Here is a 24,739-nt window from a genome sequence, read left to right as displayed (position 1 = left end):
ATATGCATTTAAAGCTATTTTAGACTAAGTCAGTTATTTTTGACTTTATACGAGAAACTATATTTTCACTTGTGACGAATATTGAATGGTCAAAGCTTGACTCACTTCCCATTGAAAGGTTTGATAGGCTTTCATAGTGGCAGTTTCTTTTGACTTTACAGCTGGCATGAATTTCCTTGATGCCCGTTGCGCTAATAATTTTAGCTGCATTATATTCATCGACACCGGCTCCTGCCATTAGCGAGAGTCTATTACCTGCGTGAGCCTGTAATGATTTTATCAGCTCGATGCCCTGCTCGGCACTGGTTTGCTGTCCGCTGGTCAAAATGCGCTGAATCCCCATATCTATCAGTTTATCCATCGCCTCGTAAGGGGTTGGGATGTGGTCGAATGCACGATGGAAGGTGATATCACAGCCTTGAGCTGACTCTTTAAGTCTCTGTATTGAATCAATATCTATCTGTCCTTTTGGCGTCAGTGCGCCAATGACAAACCCGGTTACTCCTAGCTTTTTCAACAGGTAAATATCGTCAACCATAATATCAACTTCTGCTGTTGAGTAGACAAAATTACCGTTTCTTGGCCGGATTAAGGCATAGCAAGGAATATTGGTTTGCGATAGCGCATATTTTGCTAGCCCGGGTGATGGGGTGAGCCCTCCTAGTATTAGAGAGCTGCACAGTTCTAGCCTATCTGCTCCACCATTAATGGCATTGTTGACTGACTCTGGTGTATCGACACATACTTCTAGGATAACTTTTGACATTTTTGTCTCGGATTAAATTTAAATAATGGAAAGCAATAGGGACTTATAATCTATGGTGTTAGTTTTTAAGTTTTAGCTAAGCAATTATCCATGTGAATTTATATGTATTCAATAGACACATTATAGTTATTGTTAATAATAGTAAGAGATGTTTCAGTAATTTATTACGTATGCTATATGAAACGTTAGTGAGTTGTGTATAGGCGTTGCTGTGACACAGTGAAGTGGGTGAGAGCATGAGATAAAAAAGCTATCGCGGTAAATATTGATGTCTGTATTTAAATTTTGATTCAGCCATCAGACAGCCTGAGCAAATACAATACTGGCGAGCCACCAAGTAATCATTGCAGCATAAAGCCTTTTGACGTTACTTGGATCGAGTAACGATAAAGAGTGGAGCGAAAAGTGCGGCGCTGGAAATACTTGTTGTTGGTTGTCTTACTCTCTGCCTGCAGTAGCACAGAGCGCAGTGCTGATCCTGTCACCTATACCATGATGCCCTTGTCCATTGAAGGGATCCGGATGTGGGATGAGTTTAATCCCGAAGGGTTGAATGCCATGATCCAAGCCAACACTGATACTTGGATAGAGGAGCATCAGGATAGGCAAAGCCTTAACTACTTGGCACTCTCTGGTGGTGGTTTCAATGGTGCATTTTCCGCGGGTATTTTGACGGCTTGGACCGAACAAGGTGACAGGCCGCAGTTTGACGTGGTAACCGGTATCTCGACAGGGGCCATTGTTTCGGTGTTTGCCTTTCTCGGCAGTGATTATGATGATGTGTTGACTGAGCTTTACACGGAAACGGACTTTGATGATCTGTTTCGCTACAGAAATATTTTTTCCCTTGTTAGGCACCAGTCCGTTCTCGATACCTCCCCGTTTGAGAAAAAAGTCCGTCAGATAGTGACTGATGACTTGGTGGCAGAAATTGCTAGTCAGAATAGGGCTGGTCGGAGCTTGATTATCGGCACCGCCAATATCGATAACCAACGTCTGGCCCTTTGGAATATTGGTCGGATAGCCGAACATGGCACCCCGCAAGCGACGGCACTGATCCAAGAGTTGATTATTGCCAGCAGCTCCATACCGGGAGCCTTTCCGGCACGGAAAATCGAGTTTGAGCAGGGGGGACAACAGTTCGATGAGCTGCATGTCGATGGCGGGGTGGTACGCCAAGTTTTCTTTGCCCCTTCATGGGTGGATCTGCGTGATGTGAACGTTGAACAAAACCTTTACGTAATTCGAAACGGTAGTCTTAAATCTGAGTTTCAACCTGTCTCCTATCGGTTGAGCCGTATTAGCGAAAGGGCAATCAGTACCCTAATGCTCAATCAGGGGATCGGCGATGTCGAACATATCTACCACAACGCCCGTCAACAGGGCATCAAGTTTAACTTGGCGTACATTGATGAGGACTTCCAGGCTCCGGAAGAGGCATCGGCTTACAGCGGAGAGTTCATGACCGAGCTGTTTGAATACAGCTACCAAAAAATGCAGCAGGGGCAGGCCTGGCAGGCGATTCCCCCTTCATTGCCTGAGTTCTACCGTGCTGAAGCCAGTGCTTTGTCAAACGGCGACTAACTGAAGAACCTTTCCCGTAGGGCAAAGATATAATCGGCTTCACTGGCCATCAAGGCAATAAACACCAATAGTATCAGCGGCGGGAGGAAAATAGTGCACACCAAGGCTACGCGCTCCCATAGCATGTGCATGAAGATACTGGCGATCAGGCCAGCTTTTAGGGTCATAAAGAGCAAAATCAAGCTCCAGCGAAGTATGCCTTCTAAATGGTAGTAATCAACCATATAAGACAGCGCGCTGAGGACGAACAGTAGCAACCAGATACCGAGGTACAGGCTGATGGGGTGCTGTTGCTGGGTATGGGTTTTCGTTGAGCTAGCCATATACGAGCCCTCCTACCAGAGATAGAAAAATGCAAAGATGAAGACCCAGACAAGGTCGACGAAGTGCCAGTACAAGCCGGCAATCTCGACGATTTCATAATTACTTTGCGGTTGGCTGCGACCTCGCTTCTCGTAATCGCCACGCCATACTTTCCACGCCACAATCAACAGGTAGATGACACCGACGGTGACATGCAAGCCGTGGAATCCGGTGATCATGAAAAAGCAGGCGCCGAACTGGGCGGCTCCTACCTCATTACCCCAAGGCCGGAAGCCATCCTCTATCAGCTTGCTCCATTCAAACGCCTGCATCCCGACAAAACTGAGGCCGAACAAGGCGGTGATGAGCATTAGCAACGCAGTAGCGCCACGTTTTTTCTGGTAACCGCAGTTTACGGCCATCGCCATGGTGCCGCTGCTGGTAATGAGGATGAAGGTCATGATAGCGATCAGTACCAGCGGAATGGATTGCCCGGCGATGGTTAGGGCAAAGACTTCACTGGGTACAGGCCAGGGTTCGGTAGTGGTCATCCTGACCGCCATGTAGCCGATGAGGAAGCAGCTGAAGACGAAGATATCGCTAAGCAGAAATATCCACATCATGGTTTTGTTGCTTGATACATTGAACACTGCCTTGTCGGCAGAGTAGTCATTGATTATCGATGCCCATGCGTGGTGGGTGGGATGGTCATCGGTATAGATAGAGCGTGGCATGGGGATCACCTCCCATTACGTCAAGCGAAGTAGGCCGAGTAAAAACAGCCAGACAAATAACAAGAAATGCCAGTATCGGGTACAGAGTCGAAGGGCCGGATAGAGCTGGTTGCGATGACCGCTTCCGGCATGGAGTACCACCCAGCTCAGGGCGACTAGCCCGCCCAGTACATGCAGTCCGTGGAGCCCTGTCAGCAAATAGAAAAAGCTCGCAGCAGGTGTGCTGCCGATCCCTAGGTTGGCTGACAGCAATGCTTGCCATGCCCAAAGCTGGCTAAATACAAAACCGAGGGTAAAGATAACAGTCCATACCAACAGGGCATGATTGGCACGCAGAGACGGCAGCAAGGCGGCCTTGCGATAGCACAGGTGCATGGCGACACAGCTCATGACCAACATCACGGTGCTGACAGCGAGCTGCCACGGCTCATTGAGCGCCTGCCAGTCTGGTAATGTCATCCTGATCCGGTAGGCAACAGCAAAGAGGAAAAAGAACATGGTGATAACGGCAAGCAGAAACCACACGGCTGTTGATGCCGGCGCCTGGCGCTGGGCGAGATAGCGAGCGTCGGGATCTTGGGTCAGGGTGGGCATGTTTTTGTTCATGAACGCTCCTTATTGGCCTTTGCCGTTGATTCGCTCCCACTGCCTCCTGATGTTCCGGGAGAAGAGGAAGAGGCGGCCTGGGCTGATTCAGGGGCTTGTGTCTGCGGGATGTAGTCTTTGTCGTGACCGGGAACACTAAAGTCATAGGCCCAGCGATAGACCACAGGGAGCTCTTCGCCCCAGTTGCCGTGTTTGGGAGGCGTGTCTGGCGTGAACCATTCCAGTGACGTGGCTTTCCAGGGATTGCTATCGGCCACTTTGCCAAATTTCCAACTCCAGAACAGGTTGAACAGGAAAATGATCTGGGCGGCGCCGACGACCAGAGCAGCAATGGTGATAAAGGCATTCATCGACTGCGCGGACTCGGGAATAAAGCTGTAATCATCCCAGTTGTAGTAACGTCTTGGCATACCGAGGATACCGAGATAGTGCATGGGGAAGTAAATGGCGTAGGTGCCGAGGAAAGTGATCCAGAAGTGGATATGCCCCATCACCGGATTCATCATCCTGCCGGTAATTTTAGGGTACCAATGGTAGATGCCCCCGAAAATGACCAAGATAGGCGACACGCCCATGACCATGTGGAAGTGGGCGACGACAAAGTAAGTATCGGACAGTGGGATATCGACAATCACATTGCCGAGGAACAAGCCGGTTAGCCCGCCGATGATAAAGCTGCTCATGAAGGCGATAGCGAAAAGCATCGGCAGGCTGAGGTGAATATCGCCACGCCAGAGGGTGAACAGCCAGTTGTAGACCTTGATTGCAGTCGGTACCGCAATCACTAACGTAGTGGTGGCAAAGAAGAAGCCAAAGTATGGATTCATGCCACTGACGTACATGTGGTGGGCCCAGACAATAAAGCTCAGAGCCGCGATACCCAAAATGGCCCAGACCATCATTTTGTAGCCGAAGATATTTTTGCGGGCATGGATACTGATGAGATCGGAGACGATACCGAAAGCGGGCAAGGCCACGATATACACTTCGGGGTGGCCGAAAAACCAAAACAGGTGCTGGAACAGGATCGGGCTTCCGCCGTCGTAGCCGGTCTGTTGGCCCATGGAATAAATAGCCGGCATAAAGAAGCTCGAGCCGAGCAGTTTATCGAACAGCATCATAATGGCACTGACCAGCAATGCCGGGAAGGCCAGCAACGCCATGACCGAAGCGGTGAAGATCCCCCACACTGTCAATGGCATACGCAGCAATGTCATTCCTTCGGTACGGGCTTGCAGTACGGTGGTGACATAATTTAGCCCACCCATGGTGGCGGCAACAATAAACACCGCCAGTGAAAGCAGCATCAGCACGATCCCCCAGTCTGTCCCCGGTGTACCGGGCATAATGGCTTGAGGGGGGTAGAGGGTCCAGCCCGCGCCAGTCGGCCCGCCGGTCACAAAAAAGCTCGCGACCAGAATTAACGATGCCAGTAAGTAGAACCAGTAGCTGAGCATGTTGAGGAAGGGAAAGACCATGTCCCGCGCCCCGACCATCAGGGGGATCAGGTAATTACCGAAGCCGCCCAGAAACAAGGCGGTGAGCAGGTATACCACCATGATCATGCCGTGCAGGGTCATTGACTGGTAGTAGAGGTTGACATCAATAAAGTCGAACTTGCCGGGGAACCCCAGTTGCAGCCGCATCAGCCAAGAAAGCACCAGTGCAATCAGCCCCATCGCGATAGCTGTGAGGGTGTACTGGATGGCAATGACCTTGTGATCCTGGCTCCAGACATATTTGGTCCAGAAGGACTGCGGGCGTTTTTTGACGGCATAGGGACTGGTTTCGAACATTATTGTGCTCCCTCATTGGCTTTACTGTCGTTATCACCTCCACCAGGATCTGCCTGCGGTGATGACACCGCCTTGATGTAGGCAATAATGGCATCCACTTCCTGATCGTTAAATTGGTAGACCGGCATGATGGCTGGGTAGCCTTTTACGATTTCAGCGTTGGCGTTGAGAATCGCGACTTTGAGATATTCATCGTCAACCAGCACTTCTGTATCGTCGGACAGGATTTCGGTTTTGCCATAGAGGCCGAGCCATGTTGGGCCGACACCGGGTTTGCCGTCTATGCTGTGGCATCCGATACAGCCATTCACCTCGGACAGGGTTTTGCCATGTTCGACAGGATCAGTAACGGGTTGCTCCCTCTCTGATGCTGGCTGCTGGGTTTGGGCAAACGTCGGTTGTTTGGCAAGCCAGCGGCCAAACTGGGCATCATCCTCAACCACGACCCTACCGCGCATATTGAAGTGCCCAACACCACACAGCTCGGCACACAAGATATCGAAAGTGCCGCGCTGGGTGGGCGTCAGCCAAAAATAGCTGACTGTGCCGGGGACCAGGTCCATCTTGGCGCGAAATTGCGGGACATTGAAATCGTGCAGGACATCTTTGGATCTCAGCAAGATCTTATAGGGCGAGTAGAGCGGTAGGTGCAATTCGGGACCCAGTATGATTTTGTCATCACCGGAGGCGGGGTCGTCAGGATCGAGCCCCAATGGGTTGGTGCTGCTGATAAAGCGAATATCTGATTTGCCCAGTTGGTTGTCATCGCCGGGAAAGCGAAAGCTCCATTTCCACTGTTCGCCTACGACCTCTACCTCTTTGGCATCATCGGGCACGGCAACGAACTTGCCGTATACCACCAGTCCCGGGGCCAGCAAACCGATAATCGCAACGGATGTTAAGCCAATTAACCAGGCCTCGAGACGTTTGTTGTCTGGCTGGTAAGTGGATTTATGGCCTTGGCGGTGGCGATACTTGATCACAAACCAAGCGATCATCAAGTTGATCACGATAAAAAACGCACCGGTGATCACCAGAGTCAGGTTGAGGGCACCGTCTATCTCGCCCCAGTTGGATGCGGCAGGGGTTAGCCACCACGGGCTGAGAAAATGAAAGGCAATGGATGCCACAACTATCACTATCAAGACAATGGCAATCGCCATAAGCCTGTCACCTCGCAAATAGGTAAGCTAGCTTCCGTGATAATGAAATGTGACTGAAAGAGTTCCCAAAGCAGCGGCGAAGTAGGTAACCGCTGAATAATATCTATCTCGCCAAGGGGCTGATTAGTGGTAATATCTTGTTACATTTTAGCGGGGGATCCTCAATGCCGCGAGATCTTCAATGAATTTATCGAAAAGATCTAGCTCCCTGATTGCTTCCTCGCGGTGGCTAGAATCATTAATTCTTCACTACAGTTAATTAGTACAATAAAAAGAAAGAGGTGCTAAGTGGCCGGAGCAAGTTTACTGACCCTGTTGGATGATATCGCGACTGTGCTTGATGATGTGGCGGTCATGAGCAAAGTGGCTGCTCGCAAAACCGCTGGGGTGCTGGGGGACGATTTGGCATTGAATGCCCAACAGGTGTCTGGCGTGCGAGCCGAACGTGAGATTCCTGTGGTGTGGGCGGTCGCCAAGGGGTCGTTTCGCAATAAGTTGATTCTGGTGCCTGCGGCATTGTTGATCAGTGCCTTTGCGCCCTGGCTGATCACTCCGATGCTACTGGTCGGCGGCCTGTTCCTCTGTTTTGAAGGGTTCGAAAAAGTGATGGAGAAGCTGTTCCATCCGCATCGGCCAGAAGACAGCGACGAGTTCGAGCAGATGGATGCGGCAGAGGATCTGGTCGAGTTTGAGAAAAAGAAAATACAAGGGGCAATAAGGACCGATTTCATTCTCTCGGCGGAGATTATTGTTATCGCCCTAGGTACGGTTCAAGAGTCGGCTATGCTGACCCAGGTGCTGGTGGTCAGTGTGATTGCTCTGTTTATGACCATAGGGGTCTACGGCTTGGTGGCCGGTATCGTCAAGCTTGATGATCTTGGCTTGTACCTTGCCCGAACGAGTGAGGCGGGTTCCTTCAAGCGCGGAATCGGTGAATCGCTGATCAAGGCGGCTCCTTATCTGATGAAGAGTCTGGCGGTTGTCGGCACTATTGCGATGTTCTTGGTGGGGGGAGGTATCGTAGTACACAGCATGCCGCACTCCCATGTCTTGATAGAGCATCTGACTCATCAAGCTTCAGAAGTCCCTGGTGGTGCCTTGATGCTTCCTGCGTTTGTCAATGCGGCGATTGGCCTGTTCAGCGGGGCAGTGGTGTTATTTGTGGTAACTATTTACCGCAGGATCAGAGACGCGGTGGCTTGAAGATCATAAAGAAACCGCCGCACTCATTTTGAGTGCGGCGGTTTTTTGTTGCCGTGGCTATGGCTGGCTATAGGCCATAATGCCACTGATATTAATATATTGATTGTTAGACTCTAGCCGTATATAGCGGATCTGAGTTGTTGGCAGGCCATGGCGATCATCGAATATCCACTCATCTTGAATTCCCAGCGGACCTGAGTTCCAAACTGAATTTCTCGAGCCGTCGAGCAATTGCAGCGTGATATTTTCTGTGCGGGACTGACAACAATCCGAGCGGTTGGTCAGGATGATTGCGCTAATTGGCAAGCTTGCTTCGAGATCCACTTCAAGCCATTCTGAACTGCCACGCTGTGAGTGGACGAAAGTGGATGACTTGCCGTCGACGGCATGGCTTGCAGGGAAGCGGCTTTCATCGTAATAACTGGATATCGTCACCGGTTTACCAAAAGCCACATCTGTCCCTTCGCCAGGATCGATACCAGACCATCTCATGGTGCCATTGACAGGCAGCACAGGTTTATCTAGGCCGTAGCAGTAATCATTGCCGTCAGCTTGGTAGTATTGAAGCATGGCTTGGGCAAAGTCATGTTCGGCCAATTGCAACCGCGCCTTCTCGGAGACTGAGATCCCCCACATGTTCAAATAGTCACCATAGTCGAGGCGGGTAACATAGGAAATGCCAATTGCGAGCCAGTCGTTATTGCTGATGGATTTTATTTCATCATAAGAATACTGGCTGAATCCCAAGTTATCTCTGCGGAGCAACCATTCGGACTCATTCTTTTTGGCCCGGTTAAATTCACGTTCCAAGATATGAAGTCGTGCCAGTAGGTGCCAGCCGTCTTGAAGCACGCCTTGGGCTTGGGCGGCCATCATCATCTGGATATAGATGGCAACACCATGATTCCATTTTGTTAAGTTGGCTTGCTGCATATATGCAAAAGGATCTGGCTGATTCTGTGCTGTCTGCAGCGTTTCATACATGGATTTAAAAGGAAGTTTCTGGCAGCTTGGTGCTTCTCCTGTTTGCTTGAAGAATTGGGTTTTTGAATAGTACGAATAAGGGTTGGTACTGGCATGGCCTTCCCAGCCACTGAAGCGGAAACGTCCTTTTTCTAAGCCGTGGCCGAGTTCGTGGATATCACCATGGCCGGTTGGGCTAAAGGCCCAGCCCGCATCATATGGGTTGCCCGAGCAGCCATAGCCGCAAGTCGGCTGATCCGCATTCATATGCTTGACGATGGCATGGCTGTCGATTGTCCAACCCTTCTGGGCCGCAAAATCATGAATTTCTGGGATCTGGGTGATACCGTCTCCCTGGAAACCTGCCAGTACGTGTGGGTAGTCATGAATGTATGCATCAATTGCGCTGGCTAAGTTTTCCGCGGTTGTCCAGTTGGCATCTGACAAAGTGGACTTCATCTTCGACATGGTCGAGTGCACTTCAAAGTAGGGAGTGGCCACCTCAGCCCAATCAAATTGCTCTTGCTCCATAGCCTGGGCAAAGCTGATGTTGTCTTCGCTGCTTCGCCAATGAGGGTGGCGGCCAATTTGCTTGAACGCTAGCTCAACGGGTAATCCTGCCTCACCACTAAATCCGACTTGCACCGGCCCGCCGTAAGGCGACGTTAGCTTGAGGGTTTCACCCGGCAGTAAGCTAATTTTCACTGACTGGAGGTACTTCGGCCGTTTGTAGCCCCCGGAGGAGAATGGCTTCGAAGCTGATGATCGCAACGAATTGACAAACACTGTGGTATTGGCTGCGGCATTATCATCAAGGCGCGTTACTTCAAATGTTTGTCCCGGCAGGGCGTAAACACCGGCAGACTGGAAATGAGCCTTGCTTGTCAGTGTTACAGTCCGGTCGCTTGGTGTGATATGGCTGAAGTCACCGCGGCTAAAGTTGCCAAGATCCGGCTGAGCAGGGCTGAGGTCACGGTAATTGTATTGAACGTGGTCGGCATAATAGGCTTCCAGGAAGCGGGTGGTATCGCTCGAGGCCATGTCCATTGGAAATGAAACGGACTGGCGGAAATAATCGGCGAGCAAGATCAGCAGTTTCTGGTACTTATATCCTTCTAGTGAGAATAAGTCGGTCTTGTTGCTGTCTAGGCCGTTGGCCATGTTCCTGACCAGGGTCGCTGCGTCTTGGAATTCAGTTTTGAAGCTGTCGACGTTTGAACAACTTGAATCACATTGGCTTAAATCGCTGGTAAAGCTTTGATCGAGGAAATGCGTGACCATGGTTTTGACTTTTTCGACATCGTCAGGCAGTAGTCCTTGTCTAGCTGTAATATCAAAACCTTTCAGCCCTAGCTTTTTCCAGTAATTATCCCATTCGTAACTGACATTGAAGAGCTGGAATAGCTGTTTGCCCAGTGCGGTCTGGTTGCCGTCATGATGGAGATACATGACGGGGATCCCTTGTGCCTGCGCAGCTTGTACTTGCTCAGCAATGCTCTCGGCGTCTTCCCCGCTGCGAAGATACTGGGAGACGATCAATAAATCAGTTTCTGGGGTGATACAGCCGGTAAGTGCCGTGCCATTGCAACTTCTGGCCGGATTGTAAGTGACGCTATCGGGAAAGCGGTGATCTAGCCAGTTACGCGTCGCACTTTCATCGGGGAAGTAATAGCCATTCTCCATCTGTGCAATAACAATGTTCAGCCCACCAGAAAGAATATCACTGGGTGTTTTACCGGTTAGCCACTGAATACTGTTTTCAACAAAAGCCTCTGTTTGTTCATTGGTTTCAAAACCACGCTGCCAAGTTCGCATGGGGTTGGAGCCGAGCACTAAATAGCGGCTGTTGTCTGTTTCACCAACAATACCGATGGCTTTTTCATACACCGTCTTACCCGACACATAGACATCGTTGGTGTACAAAATGGCTTCGTTGACTCCATAGGTAGGAATAAACGTGCTGGCATCGTGGGTTGGGTCCCATGATAGGTTGGTTAAGCTGCTGCCGTCTTCTTTGGCATGCCCATCAGGCGTGAGGTTGAAAATGGCATTTTTTGCCTCTTGATATTGCGTGCTGTTAGCTTCAATGACATTGAGGATCGCTTGCAGCACCGATTCCCTATCTGGAATGAGAAGGGCATTTCCAGATTCAACGGCGGCGTCCACGGGATCAGGGCAGCCTGATGTCACGGCATAGAAGCTTGCTTGAGGGGCGTAGCTATTGACAGGTTGGTAGGCCAGGAAGCATCCACTATGCGATTTTTGTGCCTGTTGGGTGAAGTCTGACGGCAAGCTTTTATCAACGAAGAAGTCAGGCCATTTGTCCAGCTGAACAACACCGGTATGGTAATTGTCGATATCGATGCCAGCCAGTTGGCTGAAGAAGTTAGTTTGGCCGCCTTCATTGCGATAAATGGGGGTAGAAAAGCGTACAGGGGCGCCATAACGAACATATACCTTGGTGTCGTTTACGTTGACAAAATAGTACCCAGCGATTGGGTCCCAGTTTGGGTGCCCTCCGCAGCTGTAGGAGCAATCGCCTAATTCGGTGATACCAGCACTTTGAGAAGCCATATAGACCTCGCTCAGCGCTTGATTTGCCTGTACAGCAAGTTGTTCAAGTTCAATGGTGAGAGGGGCGGCGAGGGTTGACGAGCAGCCTATCGCCCAAACCCCAAGCGTAAGCTGGCAGAGTGATTTTTTCATGGATAATTCCCTTATCGATTTCAAGAGGATTGATAATAGCCATTTACTTATGGTTTTTTATTCAGTGGCTTACAGCGGGGAAAATACCTCCAAGGTTTCAAGTAAAGGTGTATGTTGCTTCTATTTATAATGTTAATGGAATAGTGCGAGCAAACCAGTGCTATTCTGTGAGCTTGCTTCATAGACTGATTAATTGTATGGATATTTGGACAAGGTTTTATTTGGCTGGGTTTGTTTTAGCTGAAGTGGCAAATTAAGCAGATTCGGGTCAGGTGAGATAAATTGTTCAGACACTGAGCAGTTGAACTCATTGGGGCTTTACAACAAGAAAGTCCTACTTTATTATACGCCGCACTTACGGAGAGATGGCTGAGTGGTTGAAAGCACCGGTCTTGAAAACCGGCATACGTTAATAGCGTATCTAGGGTTCAAATCCCTATCTCTCCGCCACATTCAAAAAAAGCCAGCTTAACTGCTGGCTTTTTTACTTCTGTCACTTGGCAATGAAAGTGATAGGGTGAAGAACGCTAGACAGGGTTCAGCCGAGCGAAGCGAGACAACGTTGCTAGCCGAAGGCGTTTTAAAGCAACGGCCCGAAGGGCGAAGTAAATCCCTATGTCTCCGCCACATTCAAAGGCCTTGACTAGGCGTCCCCGACACAAGACAAGGCCTTTTTCGTATCTACGCTGTCAATAATCTTCTTGCGCAGAAAAGAAGCACCGATGTGCTTATTGAGACTCCCAAATAGCGTGTACTTCACTCGGATCGCTACCTCATTTTCAAAGCGTCAAATTGGCTATCCCAACGAATTTACATTCTTCCTAATGGCCCGTGACCGCTTACCTGCGAACATTGATCAAGTTCAATTGTTTCACGCGTTGTTTGATTAAGCTATTACCACATCATTAAGCCTTATGATGTTTAAAGCAAAGCATATCCAATGCCATTAATGGGTGTCGTAGGTATACAAGCATCAACCACAAACCACTACACCTTTGCCTAGCACGGCACTGATAAAACGCAAGGTTAAGCTTTGTATCGACTCACAAACATTGGATGAGTAAACAGCTTTTTCGAGTATAAAAAATATCTGTATTCAAACTAGGTTACATAGGATAATGCGTTTTTTATTTCCCATGCTTTTGTTGTGGTTATGTTTGGGGTTGTTTGTGAATATTGAAATTTGGGTTACGTATCTTAGTGCAACTTTTATATACAGCGTAATTCCTGGCTCTGGTACAATTAATACCATTAATAATGGAATGGTATATGGTTTTAGGAAATCGCTGATATCTATCATAGGCTTGCAACTTGGTCTTGCATTCTACATTATCTTGATTGGTATGGGGTTAGGTGTTCTTGTTTCGCAGTCGTTGATGGCATTTATAGTAATCAAGTGGGTGGGAGTGGCTTACTTAATCTGGCTTGGAATACAAAAATTTCAAGAAACCACTACGATCAATGCTACAGATATATTAGTTGAAACCTCCGAATGGAAACTGTTTAGAAAAGCTGTTTTTGTCAACCTGACTAATCCTAAAACAGTAATCTTCTTTGCTGCTCTATTGCCACAGTTTCTTGATGCAACTTCTTCACACTATCTACAAATCATTCAGATGGGGGCAACCACAATCATAGTAGATACTTGTGTAATGGTAATTTATGTCATATTGGCAGCGAAGCTTGCTTATTACATCAAGTCTCCAATGGTCTTAAAAAGACTTAATCGTATTTTTGGAACAATGTTCATAGGTTGCGGAGCGCTGTTAGCTAGCACCAAAGCATAACTTTCTGTTAAAGCCTCTTTTCACTGAAGGGGCTTTTTCGTATGTGCTGAATCACTACTTTCTCCTCGCCTGTCGCCATATGGTAATTAAAGCCGCATGGGGTTTGTTACTTTGTTGTTGGCTCGTCGCATACTTAACACCTTGTACTGGTGTTTTGCATAAGGGCTTTAATATGAATGAAGTGCTATTGGAGGACAAATGAACAAAGTAAAGATGGCTATCGTTGCTGGCAGTTTGATGTTGGCTACCGGCCATGCCTATGCCGTTTCTGATGCTGCCAAAATTGGTGCAAATGCCGGTGCCATGATTTATTGTTATGAGCATGTCGCGAGCCCAAGTCAGCACTCAAAATATAAGCTGCTTAAGCTTAATACTTACGATGAATATAAAAAGTTACCAGATGGTGCACGAGCAAAAGCGCTAGTAGTGAAAAAAGCAGCAGAGGATGGTGATTATTTAGGTGATCGTCTAGATAAAGGCCGATGTGATAGCCTGCGTAAAATGTTATACATAAAATATAACTAAATAGTCAAAGTAAGGGTAAGTGTTAATCGGTTACCCAAAATATAAGATGAGCATTAATTTCAAGAACTCAGCGTTATCGTCTGTTAGCAGTTTCTTTTGCTCATCTTGTTGGCATACATTAGTTTGTCCGCTTGGATGCATAGATCTGAAAGCTCAATACCGTCATTGGTATCTACGCATAAGCAACCATAACTCACGCTAAAGTCATTGGTGTACGTTTTAAACTCTTTTCGCTTGGAGAGATTCGCGCGGTAATTTGATTCTATCAACTGGCATTTTTTCCGCAGCACCGGCTCTTCGATGTTGTTCAATACTACTACAAACTCATCGCCTCCTACGCGTGCTAAGATATCGCTTGAGCGAGTTAACTTTTTTATTTCAACGGCCAGGGCTTGAATAGCAATATCACCACAGTCATGGCCTAATTGATTGTTTATCTCCTTGAGGTTATCAGAGTCAAAATAAGCAATGGCAATTGAGTTAATGGCACTGTTGTGATTCTGTATTGTTTTCTGAACCATGGCCGAAAGACCACGCCGGTTATATAAACCGGTTAGCTCATCGGTCAGGGCAAGGTTTTTGACATTCTCGTAAGCATCGATAAGTTTCAGGTCGGCGGTAATTAACTCTCTAAGTTGTTCAAGCAGTTGATACAAGGTGTCATTGTATTCAGTCGGCTTGGTGTCTATCGCACAGATAGTGCCGAACACGGAGTTATCAGGCCAGTATATGGGCACACCAAAATAAGATCGGATCGGGCCTTCCTTTACAAATGGAATTTGGCTCCATTGTGGATCGTTGGCAGGATCTGCAACATACAGCGCGCTTCCTTTTTCGATAACATGGCGACAAAAGCTGTTCATTTCATAGGGCCAGGCATCACCGGTCTTGAGAAAATTATCCCTGTTCTGGCTAGAGCGAACGGTGTAGAACTCCTTATCGCGTAACTGTACGATGGCCCCGCAAGCACAGTTGAACAATTGGGCAATCAAATCGACTGTTTTTTGCCACTTTTCCAAGTCCAATTCTGGGTGACTATTTGAAGCTAAGCATTTTGTGCGACCAAACATTTCTAATCTCCAGCTTTGCAATTAGGAGTATATGTAGGCCGGTGGGGAGCAATGGGGGAATAGTTGCACTTTGTGATATTGCTGTGAATATTTTGATAATCAGCTGCAGAAGTCTCAGAAAATTTGCTAGACGAAACCATTAATGCCTTGATAGATAGGCAGTGGTGTCGAGGCGGGGAAAACGCTAGGGAGAGCACTCCTCCCCCTACATAATGTTTGTGTTATGAGCAAACAAACCATGAGTTGGCCGGGGCTGTGATATATGAAGTACGGTGCCAGTTAACCTTTTCTCGCATCGGTGCTGTTCTGATATCGCCCTTGAACTTTTCTTTTACCGAAACTTTGACCAGACCATCGTTGACACTGAATACCTGTCCTCGATAGGTGTGACCGAGGTTGGTTTGATGCGGATGATCATAGAGGCATACCGTGGTGCCGATATGCGAGTAAATATATTGACTTTCATCGCCCCAAGGTGCTGTAGCTGGCGATGCAGGTTGGTTGATTGCCTGCGTGATCGCAGTACCGGGGGCTAGTTCGCGGAGCGGGGAATAGGGCTCATAACCCAGAACTTGTGCGCTTTCATACCATTGGCTTTGACTTGCTTGGGTATTTTCATTTAGCCGCAAGGTGACAAAAGGCCCGTCCAAACATAAATCGGCCCATAATGCGGTACTGGTGATTTTTGCAGAGAACAGTGGTTGTTCGTTGGGGGTATTGGCAGCAAGTACGCACCAGGTTCCACTGGCCTGGCTAATTAGCTGCCCACTGTTGGTATCACAAACCCGTTTGGCGAGAGCTTGATATTCTGCAATATCCTTTGCGGCCTGCCGGGGATTGTCTGAGCAATAGCGATAGGTATAGGCAAACGTGTTTTTGGGGTAGAACACACCTTTATCGACAACGGCGCCGCTTCGCCGGGTATCCGTCAGTGCGATGAAACTCTGGGTCGAATCATAAAAACTGTATTCTCCACTGCGCCTTACCCCGTCAGGCCCGGAGCTGCAGCCACTGAGCAACAGCGAGATGAATACGGAGAATGGGACGATCTTTTGAGTCAATGAAAACATTGCGCACCTACCTCCTACGCCTACGACATGACAGGCTCAGTAACCTAATCAAAAAAGTTACTCTTGTCACAAAACAAGCTTGGGTATAAGTATATCGGATTTGTATCGAACTGCTTGCGATGTCTGGAGGCTAGGCACCTCATCGGTATTGATGGGTGCCAAGAATAGTGCTGGCTTACTGGCTCAGTGGTAGGCTGGCTCCGAGTAGGGCAAATACTGTGCCGCACCCCCGGTTGAAGCGTTGGCCGCTTTTTTGCAGCCAAGGGCGCAACTGATGGGCAATGCAGGCCACAAAAAACTCAACGCAGAACTCCACTACCGCGAAGGTCACCGCCAGGATGAAAAACTGGTTGAGCAGTGGTGCATTGGGCGTCATAAATTGTGGCAAGAACGCGCCAAAAAATAAAATAACCTTTGGGTTTGAAACTGCCGCCAGAAGCCCCTGGCGAAAGCGGGCCAATTGCCCATTGTCAACAACTGTCTTGTTTTCCAATGTGATGGCTGGTGCTCGCCACAATTGGATCCCGAGGTAGACGAGGTAGGCACCGCCGAGCCATTTCAGCAAAGAAAGCACATGTGCCGAGGCCATCATGAGCGAGCCGATCCCAAACATCGAAATGGCAATTACGCCAATAAAGCCAGTTACTCCTCCCAAAATCGTTGGGAGTGTTTTTCGGCGGCCATAAAGGGCGCCGTGGCTTAATGCCAGCAAGCCATTTGGGCCTGGAGCAAAAGCTAATCCAATGACGGCTACCAAATAGAGCAACCAAGTTTGCAGTTCCATAATATACCTTATAGAGGAGAAGGGGCTGGTTGGCAGTATACGAGTGAGCGGTACAAAAGTTATGGTTGTATCTGGACTAACTGAGGTAATATTTGGACATTATCAGCTTTTCACGGATCCCCATGTCTACTCATCTGCCTTCATCTTCAGCCCCGGTACCGCCAATTAATGAGCCGGATGTACGTTTCTTGCTGGTCCCATTGCCCACTTTTAATATGCTGCCGTTTGGCAGCTTTCTCGATAAATTACGTTTTTCTGCCGATGATGAGGATTACAGCCGGCAGAAATACTGTGCTTGGGATGTGGCAGGATTGTCTGAAGGCGAAGTGTTATCAAGCAGTGGTGTGCAGCTCTCGATTCCGCTGTCATTCAAACATGTTGATTTGGCTCAATATGATTATGTCGTAGTGTTTGGTGGCCGCCGCGCCGGCGAGATGAAAGCTATGGCTGCTCTTTACCAGTCCTTTTTCAAGCAAGCCGTTGCCAGAGGCAATACTTTGGTGGCGGTGGACAATGCCAGCTTTTTACTAGCTGAATTGGGATTGTTTGCCGGTTGTGAAGTAGCTGTACACTGGCGTCACCAGCAGGAGTTTGAGACCGCTTTTCCGACGTTGAAGGTGAGCTCTGACCAACTTTATTGTTTCGATGGTAAGCGGATCAGCTGTGTTGGAGGTTCTGCCGTTATCGAGTTGGCCATCGAGCTGTTAGCTCAAAAGTGTGGCCGTGAGAGGGCGTTGAAAGGGTTGGCGGATATGCTGGTGGATGAAACCCGAAATAGACAACATTATTTGAAATCACTGGGACACGAGAGCAACCAAGCGCATCGACATAATCGCCATATTTCACGAGCGATCTCACTCATGCGCCAGAATCTATCGGTATCACTGAGTATTGAGGCATTGGCCGTGCAGTTGGGGTTAAGTCGCAGGCAACTCGACAGGGTATTTAAAACAGAATTGGCAATTAGTCCTCGCGAATACTGGGCTGAAATGCGGATGGATCATGCGCATTGGCGCTTGCAAAATTCCTTCTTCAGTCTTTCTGATATTGCCAATGAAGTCAGCTTCTCTGATGTAAGTTATTTTTGCAAAGTGTTCAAGAAACACTTTGGATATAGCCCAGCCCAATTGAAGAAAGATGGCAAGGTACATTAGTAACCGGGTTGTTATATCTCCAGAAAAACAGCGTACTAGTGAGTGCGTATTAATTGTGTTGTTGTTATTGCTGTTTTTTTGTACTTTGTCATCGGTTTTTTAAGACGGATTTGTATTATTGAGTAACAGGCATTCCACAACATATCAGAATCTATTCTATTGAATAAGCCTTGAAGGCAATTACTGTGTTTCATAGCAATGCGTTATTTTGCATTGCCATCTATAATTAATATTTATTAATAAGGTGGCTCATATTCTTGTATGGCTTCATGCGCAGGAAGTGGGTTTGCGATAATTCGTGTTCCATTTGGAAAGTGATGAAGTATTATATTGCTTTGTTTCTTTTGGGGGAGGCTAAATGTTGAATTTGGCGTCTATTGAGTTTATTCCAGAATTTTCTTTTGATTTTATTTACTTTCTGCTGAGCAGGTCACATTAGCGCTTGCTCTTATTGCATATACATCACATTTTCCATCCCCGGCCTTCTGTATATTTCCGACCACGACAATGCTCGTTCGAAAATAATATAGGTAACGAAATGAAAAAAGTATTTGCTCACCGTGGTATGTCTGCACTTGCTCCTGAAAATACGCTGGCAGCATTTTCCATGTGCAAGCAATATGGAATTCAATGGATTGAATGTGATGTCGACATCCTGGCCGATGGAACGGTCGTTTTATCTCACGACGATACGCTGGATCGTTGTACTGACCGCTGTGGAAGTTTATATGACCTTACCTTAAGCGATTTATCTGATATTGATGCAGGTAGCTGGTTCCATGATGATTTTATCGGCGAAAGAATCCCCACCTTTGAACAACTCGTTACACTAGCTAATGAACATGAGCTTAACCTAAATGTTGAGATCAAGTCTTGTACTGCCGGCTGGGAGATGACCGATAAGCTACTTACGAATGTCATCCGTGATTTAGAAAAGTTAAATCCAGAACGTGAGCTGATTGTGTCGAGCTTTAATCATTTAGCGCTTGTCGAGTTCAAGCGCCGTCGACCTGAAACTGCAGTGGCTTGCTTATTTGAAGATGCAAATCTATGGGATGACTGGTGTTCGATCCTAGAGGCTTGCCAGGCAGAGTATATCCACCCTGAAGATGTCAATCTAACCAAAGAGAAAGTACAAAAGTTCAAGGCCGCTGGTTACAAAATTAATGTGTATACAGTGAATGATCTTGCTCGTGCCAACCAGCTATTTAATTGGGGAGTCGATGGTGTTTTCACTGATATCGCCAATCAATTTCCGTCAAAGTATAAAAAGTAACAACTACGTCCAATAACAACAAATAGAAGAAACTAAGTTATGAAACGAATGATTGAAAAAATAGGTTTTGACTCTAACAAGCGGTTTTACGGCTTCTTGTCGGTAGTCATGTCAGGCCAGATCATCTACTCAGCTTTTGAAGCGTTTAAAGGCACGTTCTACAACTTATTATTGGATGTGCTTCAAATCGACAATACCCAAATGGGTATCTTGTTTACCTTGATCGGCTCAGCAATGTTCTTCTACATTCCTGCGGGTTGGGTTAATAACCGATTTTCTGTTCGTTCTATTTTGATGAGCAGCCTAGCCGTTCGCTTTGTCAGTATGATGTTTATCATCCTATTCCAGCCGGAATTCACCGTACTGGCTATCATTGCCGGTATCTGGGGTATTACTGATGCTATCTTCTGGCCTGCGGTAGTTAACGGTGTCAACCTAATGTCGGGAGACAAGAATAAAGGGATGGCCTTTGGTTTACTCGAGTCTATCCGCCGTGCGATGGAAATGAGCATGAACGCCGCTATTGTTGGTATCATGGCATTGATCGGTGGCTCTATTCTGGTATTCAAAGGCGCGATTCTGTTCTATACCTTGCTAATTATCCCGATGATCTTCCTTGTCTGGAAGTATGTACCTAATAACCAATTGGAGGTTAAAGAGGGCGAATCCAAGAATAAAGCGGCACTGCAGGGGCTTATTCACGTTCTGAAAATGCCAACAGTATGGTTGGCGGCATTAACGTCGATGACGGTATACTGGACATACATTACCCTAATTTACACCGTCCCTTACCTGCAGGCAGTATTTGGCCTGACTACGTCTCAGGCGGCAATGTTCGGGATCATCAATACCGGTGCTATGGGGGTTATCGCGGGACTTGTCGCTGGTACATTGTCTGATTTTCTATTCAAGTCATCGACTAAGATGATGATGTTTGCCCTTGGTTTAACAGCACTATGCCTATTGGCTACTATTCTGATGCCGAAAGGTGAAGGTATGCTGATGATGAATATCATCCTGCTGATGTGCTTCTCGTTCTCTATCTTCTTAGCAAAAGGTATCATCTTGGCGCCGGTTGCTGAAGCGGGTGTACCTGCTCAGTGTAGCGGTGCGGCAATGAGTGTTGGTTCGTTTGCAGCTTACGCGTCTGTTTTCTGGGCATATGCGCTGAACGGCTGGATCATTGATACCTTCGATAAGATCGAGGCCTATCAGATGATCTTCGGTATCGGCCTAACAGTGTCATCGGTAGGCATGCTATGTGCTGGTGTGTTACTGATAGTGAAGCGTCGACAGCAAAACCAAGAAGTGAGTCCGGAACCCGTCGCTTCATAACTTATGAGGCATCCTATCACTTTCGTGATTATATAAACTAGGATGAGCGGTGCAAACCGCTCATCCTTTTTCATGTTAAATTCCAAGCACAAATCAGGGACTAGTCTGTAGGCATGTTTAGAGGCACCTAAATTGAGATGAAATGAGTTTTGTTGCCTGATATCCAATAGAGTAACGTTAAAGAGACGTACTGCGTTATCAATCTATCAGCGTGCAGTGAGACGGCTTAATTCAGTTGTAGCTATAATACAATCAATTCAATCGGTTTCTTTATCTTAAGCTGGCTTCGGCTGCAGGCGAGAACAATACGGTAATTGGGGCAACCTAAAGATTTCGGTGATCTCGGTATACCGATACCCGCTTGGCTCAAGTCATTGAGTAAACCTGTTTCTTTAAGATGAGGTGTTTTTGTTAGGTTTTCAAAAAACATACTTGAATTATCCAGTGCAATATTGATTAAAATAAAGCGGAATACTACATCTAAGAAAATACCAATAGCTTATTAAATATGGTGAAGCTTGCTTTGGTTCAACATATTGCTAATAGCATTAATTAAAGAGTAGTGGTTGTCATTTTTTTAAGCAATTGAAGTTGGAAGTAAATATTTGTTACTGGTTATAGCTTAATTTTTCTGCCACAGCTTCTGCATTTGTAAACGGCATTATAGAAAAACTTTTGGATGAGGCTTCTTTTCATTTGGATAGCCGCTGGATTATCACAGCACTTCATACAAATATCCTTTTGATGATTGATTTTCTCGACATGGTATACATGTTATTGGGTGTAAGGTGTGACATTGCTCACAAAATGTGTTCGTGGCTGATATGGTTTTTATAAATAATTCCAGATTTATGTATTTGTAAGATAAATGGTAATGTTGTTTTTCTTACTGTATCAAGGTATTAATAAATTAGGCGGCTAATTGCTTTTAGATGAGCAAAATATTGTAGTGAATAGCATGTTTAGTTAAAGCATGTTTATATTGGCTAGTATGTTGTTGGCTTTATCTAAAATAGACTTTCGTCCTTCTTTAGACATATTATCCCAACTTCGGTAAATCATCCTGGTTCTGGGGTTCTTTGCTAGCCAGGTATCATTCTGATGAAGAAAATTCCAGTATAAACTATTTAATGGGCATGAATTTGCTTCTGTTTTTGTTTTGACATCATAAAAGCAATGTTTGCAATGGTCGCTCATTTTATTGATATAGTTGCCACTGGCCGCATAAGGTTTAGTGGCAATAATGCCGTTGTCGGCAAAGAGTGCCATACCGCGTGTATTGGGCATTTCAACCCATTCAATCGCATCGATGTATATCCCCAGGTACCATTGCTCTACTTCATCAGGGGCGATGCCAGCCAATAAACAAAAATTACCCGTTACCATTAAGCGCTGAATGTGGTGGGCATAGGCATAGTCCAAAGATTGTGTAATTGCTGCTTTCATACAGGCCATTTTGGTTTTCCCTGTCCAGAAAAAATCCGGTAGGCGGCGGGTGGCCTTTAAGGCATTTGTTTGGCTGTAGTTGGGCATATTGGCCCAATAGATGGCACGGATATACTCTCGCCATCCCAGAATCTGCCTGACGAAGCCTTCTATCTGGGCAATGTCTATCGCACTATTCTGCTCGAAGGCATTGATTGCCTGTTCGATAACGTCTTTGGGCGAAATAAGCTTGCAGTTCAAAGCAAATGAAAGTCGTGAGTGGTACAAGCTCCAACTGTGCGGGCTATTCTCCGTCATGGCATCTTGGAAGCGGCCAAATCGCGCTAAGCAGTGGCGACAAAAGAAATCCAACAGTGCTTTGGCTTGGCTGGCGGTGACTGGCCAGAGTAATTGCTGTTGGGCTTTGCCGATAGTGGCGATATGGTGCGATTCAATCCTGCTTAAGATGGCGCTAACGTCATTGGCAAAACAGAGCGGAGCAGGGATGTCTTTTAGCTCATTGGCTTTGAGTTTGTTACGGTTGCTTTGATCAAAATTCCACTTTCCCCCGAGCGGCTGGTCATCATCCATCAGGAGGTTAAATCTTTTTCTCATACGACGGTAAAAATGCTCCATTAATATGTGCTTTCCTGCTGGGAAATCAGCTTCAATCTCACTGAAAGGCAAGAGGAAATGTTCGGTGTCCCATTCCCTGCAATAAAAGCCAGTTTGGCTAAGGGTGCCGGCAAGTGAATGTAATTGTTCATACAATCTGTACTCGTCGGGGCGCTGGAATTCGAAATGTGTACATTGATGCTGCTTCAGTAGACTGACAATGAGATTGGGTAGATCCGCAAACTGTGCGGATTGGTCGAGGCTAAGATAAGTGACTTGATGACCCTTCAGCGTGAGGTGGTTAGCAAAATGCTCCATGGCAGCAAAAAAAGCAGATACTTTCTGTATATGGTGAGTGACATAGCCTGTTTCTTGATGAAGTTCGGCGATTAGATATAGGGTAGATTCATCGGCGCGGCTATACCAAGAGTGCTCTGCGTTTAATTGGTCGCCGAGGATTAATCTGAGTGTTTTAAAGCGCACTGCTGACATCTGGCACCTGTCTCTGCGTTGTTATCGAATAGGCCAATCAGCAGCATCGACAGAGTCGATATTACCGTCATAGTTGTTCCCTTCCCACCTACGGATAAATTCGCCATTTGGATCATAGAGTTCAGTTTGTTTGTTCAAATTGAAGTGGCGGCCGTGCTGCGGGTCAGCTCCGACGCCAGCGATGTATTGCCAATTTCCCCAGTTTGATGCGGTATCGTAGTCAATAAGATGTTCTTCAAAAAACGCGGCACCGTACCGCCAATCTAGGCTGAGCTCATTAACCATGCAGCTAGCAGCAATTTGCCTGCCACGGTTAGACATATAACCGGTTCGCCTTAGCTGGTTCATTAAGGCATTGACCAGGGGATAAGGGGTATTTCCTTCACTCCAGCGGCGGAAGCGCTCTGGATAAAATGCGGTATGGGGTGGGGTCGATTTGATACCGCCAAAAGTAAAGAGTTTTGGTCCGTGGTGGTGGGCATACCACTGGAAGTATTCCCGCCACAACAGCTCAAACTTAATCCATTGGGTGGATTCATTGCACTCGACGTTATGTTCATAGCTCTGCAGGCGTTGGATCAGCTTGTTGGCAGAAAGACAGCCTAAGGCCAACCAAGGCGAAAATTTGGTGGAGTTTTCCCAGCCATCCAGTTCATTTCTGGTCAATTTGTAGCGGCTTGCAGCTCGGGAAGAAAAGTAGTTTTCAAGGTGTCGAAGGGCTGCGGTTTCGCCACCATCAAAATGGCCCAGAAGCTTTGGGTTGATCATGGCACTGGTAATGTCAAAGGCCTTTAATCTACCTGGTGGAGTCGGCATTTTAGCAATGCTGGTTAAGGGGGGACGAATTTCAAGGTGTTCAACCTGCTTGCGAAACTGGCTGAAGGTATCGGGAAGTGTCTCTGTTATTTCAAAAGGCAGATCAGTTTTATCAAACAGGGTATGTGTAGCAATGTTTCGGAAAGTGATGTAGGGATACCTTCCTTTTAGGGTGTACCAGTTACGTTGTTCATACACACCAGCATGCTCGCTGGTATAAATCATAGAGACATTGTACTGACCGATTAATTCCGGCAACACGTTGAGTGGGTGATCTAGCATCACGTGCAAACTCTGACCGCATTCGCTGAGTTGCTCGGCCAGGTTGTGGAGTGATTGTAAGAGAAACTGGTGACGGTAGGTTCCAGGCTTACCAATATGGTAAGGGTAACGATTGAGGTGATCGACGGGCAAACAGTAGACGCAGATGAGGTGATCGGCCTCTTGAGTGGCTAGGGCGAGTGCAGGGTTGTCGTGTAGTCTAAGATCATTTTGGAAAAGAAATAAACCTGTTGCCATTGAAGATCCCTCTAAGCCAATCTCATAGCTTAACTATAGGCGTAATA

19 protein-coding genes and 1 tRNA gene are annotated in these 24,739 nt (G+C 47.0%); 8 read left to right on the top strand and 12 right to left on the bottom strand.

Going from position 1 to position 24,739, the window contains the following annotated elements:
* Positions 1 to 19 precede the first annotated feature (19 nt).
* The gene (locus PTW35_RS24955) at positions 20 to 766 is read right to left on the bottom strand and encodes a copper homeostasis protein CutC (RefSeq protein WP_281027929.1); all 747 of its coding nucleotides are present in this window, start codon (positions 764 to 766) and stop codon (positions 20 to 22) included.
* A gap of 405 nt (positions 767 to 1,171) precedes the next feature.
* Between PTW35_RS24955 and PTW35_RS24950 the strand changes: the two genes are divergently transcribed.
* Positions 1,172 to 2,350 carry a patatin-like phospholipase family protein gene (locus PTW35_RS24950; RefSeq protein ID WP_281027928.1) on the top strand — a complete coding sequence of 393 codons (1,179 nt, stop codon included), beginning with the start codon at positions 1,172 to 1,174 and terminating at the stop codon, positions 2,348 to 2,350.
* Here the strand turns inward: PTW35_RS24950 and PTW35_RS24945 are convergent.
* Genes PTW35_RS24945 through PTW35_RS24925 form a run of 5 tightly spaced genes read right to left on the bottom strand, consistent with a single transcriptional unit; the run spans position 2,347 to position 6,952 of the window.
* On the bottom strand, positions 2,347 to 2,673 hold the full coding sequence (locus PTW35_RS24945; protein WP_281027927.1) for a cytochrome C oxidase subunit IV family protein: 327 nt from the start codon (positions 2,671 to 2,673) through the stop codon (positions 2,347 to 2,349). The genes PTW35_RS24950 and PTW35_RS24945 overlap by 4 nt on opposite strands.
* Positions 2,674 to 2,685: 12 nt before the next feature.
* Positions 2,686 to 3,387, bottom strand: a complete 702-nt coding sequence (locus PTW35_RS24940) for a heme-copper oxidase subunit III family protein (protein ID WP_281027926.1) — start codon at positions 3,385 to 3,387, stop codon at positions 2,686 to 2,688.
* Between the two features lie 15 nt (positions 3,388 to 3,402).
* Positions 3,403 to 3,993 carry a cytochrome c oxidase subunit 3 gene (locus PTW35_RS24935; RefSeq protein ID WP_281027925.1) on the bottom strand — a complete coding sequence of 197 codons (591 nt, stop codon included), beginning with the start codon at positions 3,991 to 3,993 and terminating at the stop codon, positions 3,403 to 3,405.
* Positions 3,990 to 5,789, bottom strand: a complete 1,800-nt coding sequence (gene ctaD / locus PTW35_RS24930; protein ID WP_281027924.1) for a cytochrome c oxidase subunit I — start codon at positions 5,787 to 5,789, stop codon at positions 3,990 to 3,992. Before ctaD ends, PTW35_RS24935 begins: the two co-directional genes overlap by 4 nt.
* The gene (locus PTW35_RS24925) at positions 5,789 to 6,952 is read right to left on the bottom strand and encodes a cytochrome c oxidase subunit II (protein WP_281027923.1); all 1,164 of its coding nucleotides are present in this window, start codon (positions 6,950 to 6,952) and stop codon (positions 5,789 to 5,791) included. Before PTW35_RS24925 ends, ctaD begins: the two co-directional genes overlap by 1 nt.
* A gap of 288 nt (positions 6,953 to 7,240) precedes the next feature.
* Between PTW35_RS24925 and PTW35_RS24920 the strand changes: the two genes are divergently transcribed.
* Complete coding sequence (locus PTW35_RS24920; protein WP_039465003.1) at positions 7,241 to 8,155, top strand: DUF808 domain-containing protein; 915 nt, start codon at positions 7,241 to 7,243, stop codon at positions 8,153 to 8,155.
* 57 nt (positions 8,156 to 8,212) lie between these two features.
* On the opposite strand, the gene PTW35_RS24915 is transcribed toward PTW35_RS24920, so the two are convergent.
* A complete protein-coding gene (locus PTW35_RS24915; protein WP_281027922.1) occupies positions 8,213 to 11,824 on the bottom strand; it encodes an ImpA family metalloprotease in 3,612 nt (1,203 codons plus the stop codon).
* A 359-nt stretch (positions 11,825 to 12,183) separates the two neighbouring features.
* Here PTW35_RS24915 and PTW35_RS24910 point away from each other — a divergent pair.
* From PTW35_RS24910 to PTW35_RS24900, 3 genes are all read left to right on the top strand, one after another.
* Positions 12,184 to 12,274: transfer RNA gene (locus tag PTW35_RS24910), tRNA-Ser, on the top strand.
* Positions 12,275 to 12,993: 719 nt separating this feature from the next.
* A complete protein-coding gene (gene rhtB, locus PTW35_RS24905; protein ID WP_281027921.1) occupies positions 12,994 to 13,611 on the top strand; it encodes a homoserine/homoserine lactone efflux protein in 618 nt (205 codons plus the stop codon).
* 198 nt (positions 13,612 to 13,809) lie between these two features.
* On the top strand, positions 13,810 to 14,136 hold the full coding sequence (locus PTW35_RS24900; RefSeq protein ID WP_281027920.1) for a hypothetical protein: 327 nt from the start codon (positions 13,810 to 13,812) through the stop codon (positions 14,134 to 14,136).
* Positions 14,137 to 14,219: 83 nt separating this feature from the next.
* Here PTW35_RS24900 and PTW35_RS24895 read toward each other — a convergent pair whose 3' ends face one another.
* From PTW35_RS24895 to PTW35_RS24885, 3 genes are all read right to left on the bottom strand, one after another.
* Positions 14,220 to 15,206: a sensor domain-containing diguanylate cyclase gene (locus PTW35_RS24895; RefSeq protein WP_281027918.1), complete on the bottom strand. Its 987-nt coding sequence runs from the start codon at positions 15,204 to 15,206 to the stop codon at positions 14,220 to 14,222.
* A gap of 221 nt (positions 15,207 to 15,427) precedes the next feature.
* Positions 15,428 to 16,276 carry a hypothetical protein gene (locus PTW35_RS24890; RefSeq protein WP_281027917.1) on the bottom strand — a complete coding sequence of 283 codons (849 nt, stop codon included), beginning with the start codon at positions 16,274 to 16,276 and terminating at the stop codon, positions 15,428 to 15,430.
* A gap of 175 nt (positions 16,277 to 16,451) precedes the next feature.
* The gene (locus tag PTW35_RS24885) at positions 16,452 to 17,060 is read right to left on the bottom strand and encodes a LysE family translocator (RefSeq protein ID WP_281027916.1); all 609 of its coding nucleotides are present in this window, start codon (positions 17,058 to 17,060) and stop codon (positions 16,452 to 16,454) included.
* 92 nt (positions 17,061 to 17,152) lie between these two features.
* On the opposite strand from PTW35_RS24885, the gene PTW35_RS24880 reads away from it, so the two are divergent.
* From PTW35_RS24880 to PTW35_RS24870, 3 genes are all read left to right on the top strand, one after another.
* Positions 17,153 to 18,214, top strand: coding sequence for a helix-turn-helix domain-containing protein (locus PTW35_RS24880; protein WP_348637740.1), 1,062 nt, complete (start codon positions 17,153 to 17,155; stop codon positions 18,212 to 18,214).
* A gap of 538 nt (positions 18,215 to 18,752) precedes the next feature.
* Positions 18,753 to 19,490 carry a glycerophosphoryl diester phosphodiesterase gene (locus tag PTW35_RS24875; protein ID WP_281027915.1) on the top strand — a complete coding sequence of 246 codons (738 nt, stop codon included), beginning with the start codon at positions 18,753 to 18,755 and terminating at the stop codon, positions 19,488 to 19,490.
* A 39-nt stretch (positions 19,491 to 19,529) separates the two neighbouring features.
* Positions 19,530 to 20,825, top strand: coding sequence for an MFS transporter (locus PTW35_RS24870; protein WP_044620672.1), 1,296 nt, complete (start codon positions 19,530 to 19,532; stop codon positions 20,823 to 20,825).
* A gap of 966 nt (positions 20,826 to 21,791) precedes the next feature.
* Here PTW35_RS24870 and PTW35_RS24865 read toward each other — a convergent pair.
* A complete protein-coding gene (locus tag PTW35_RS24865) occupies positions 21,792 to 23,348 on the bottom strand; it encodes a cryptochrome/photolyase family protein (protein ID WP_281029141.1) in 1,557 nt (518 codons plus the stop codon).
* Positions 23,349 to 23,378: 30 nt separating this feature from the next.
* Positions 23,379 to 24,692, bottom strand: a complete 1,314-nt coding sequence (locus PTW35_RS24860; RefSeq protein ID WP_281027914.1) for a DASH family cryptochrome — start codon at positions 24,690 to 24,692, stop codon at positions 23,379 to 23,381.
* Positions 24,693 to 24,739: the final 47 nt, after the last annotated feature.

The sequence above is a fragment of the Photobacterium sp. DA100 genome, assembly GCF_029223585.1.
Lineage (GTDB): Bacteria > Pseudomonadota > Gammaproteobacteria > Enterobacterales > Vibrionaceae > Photobacterium.
Note: the sequence above shows the minus strand (reverse complement) of the source record. Positions and strands in the feature narration are given on the sequence as shown.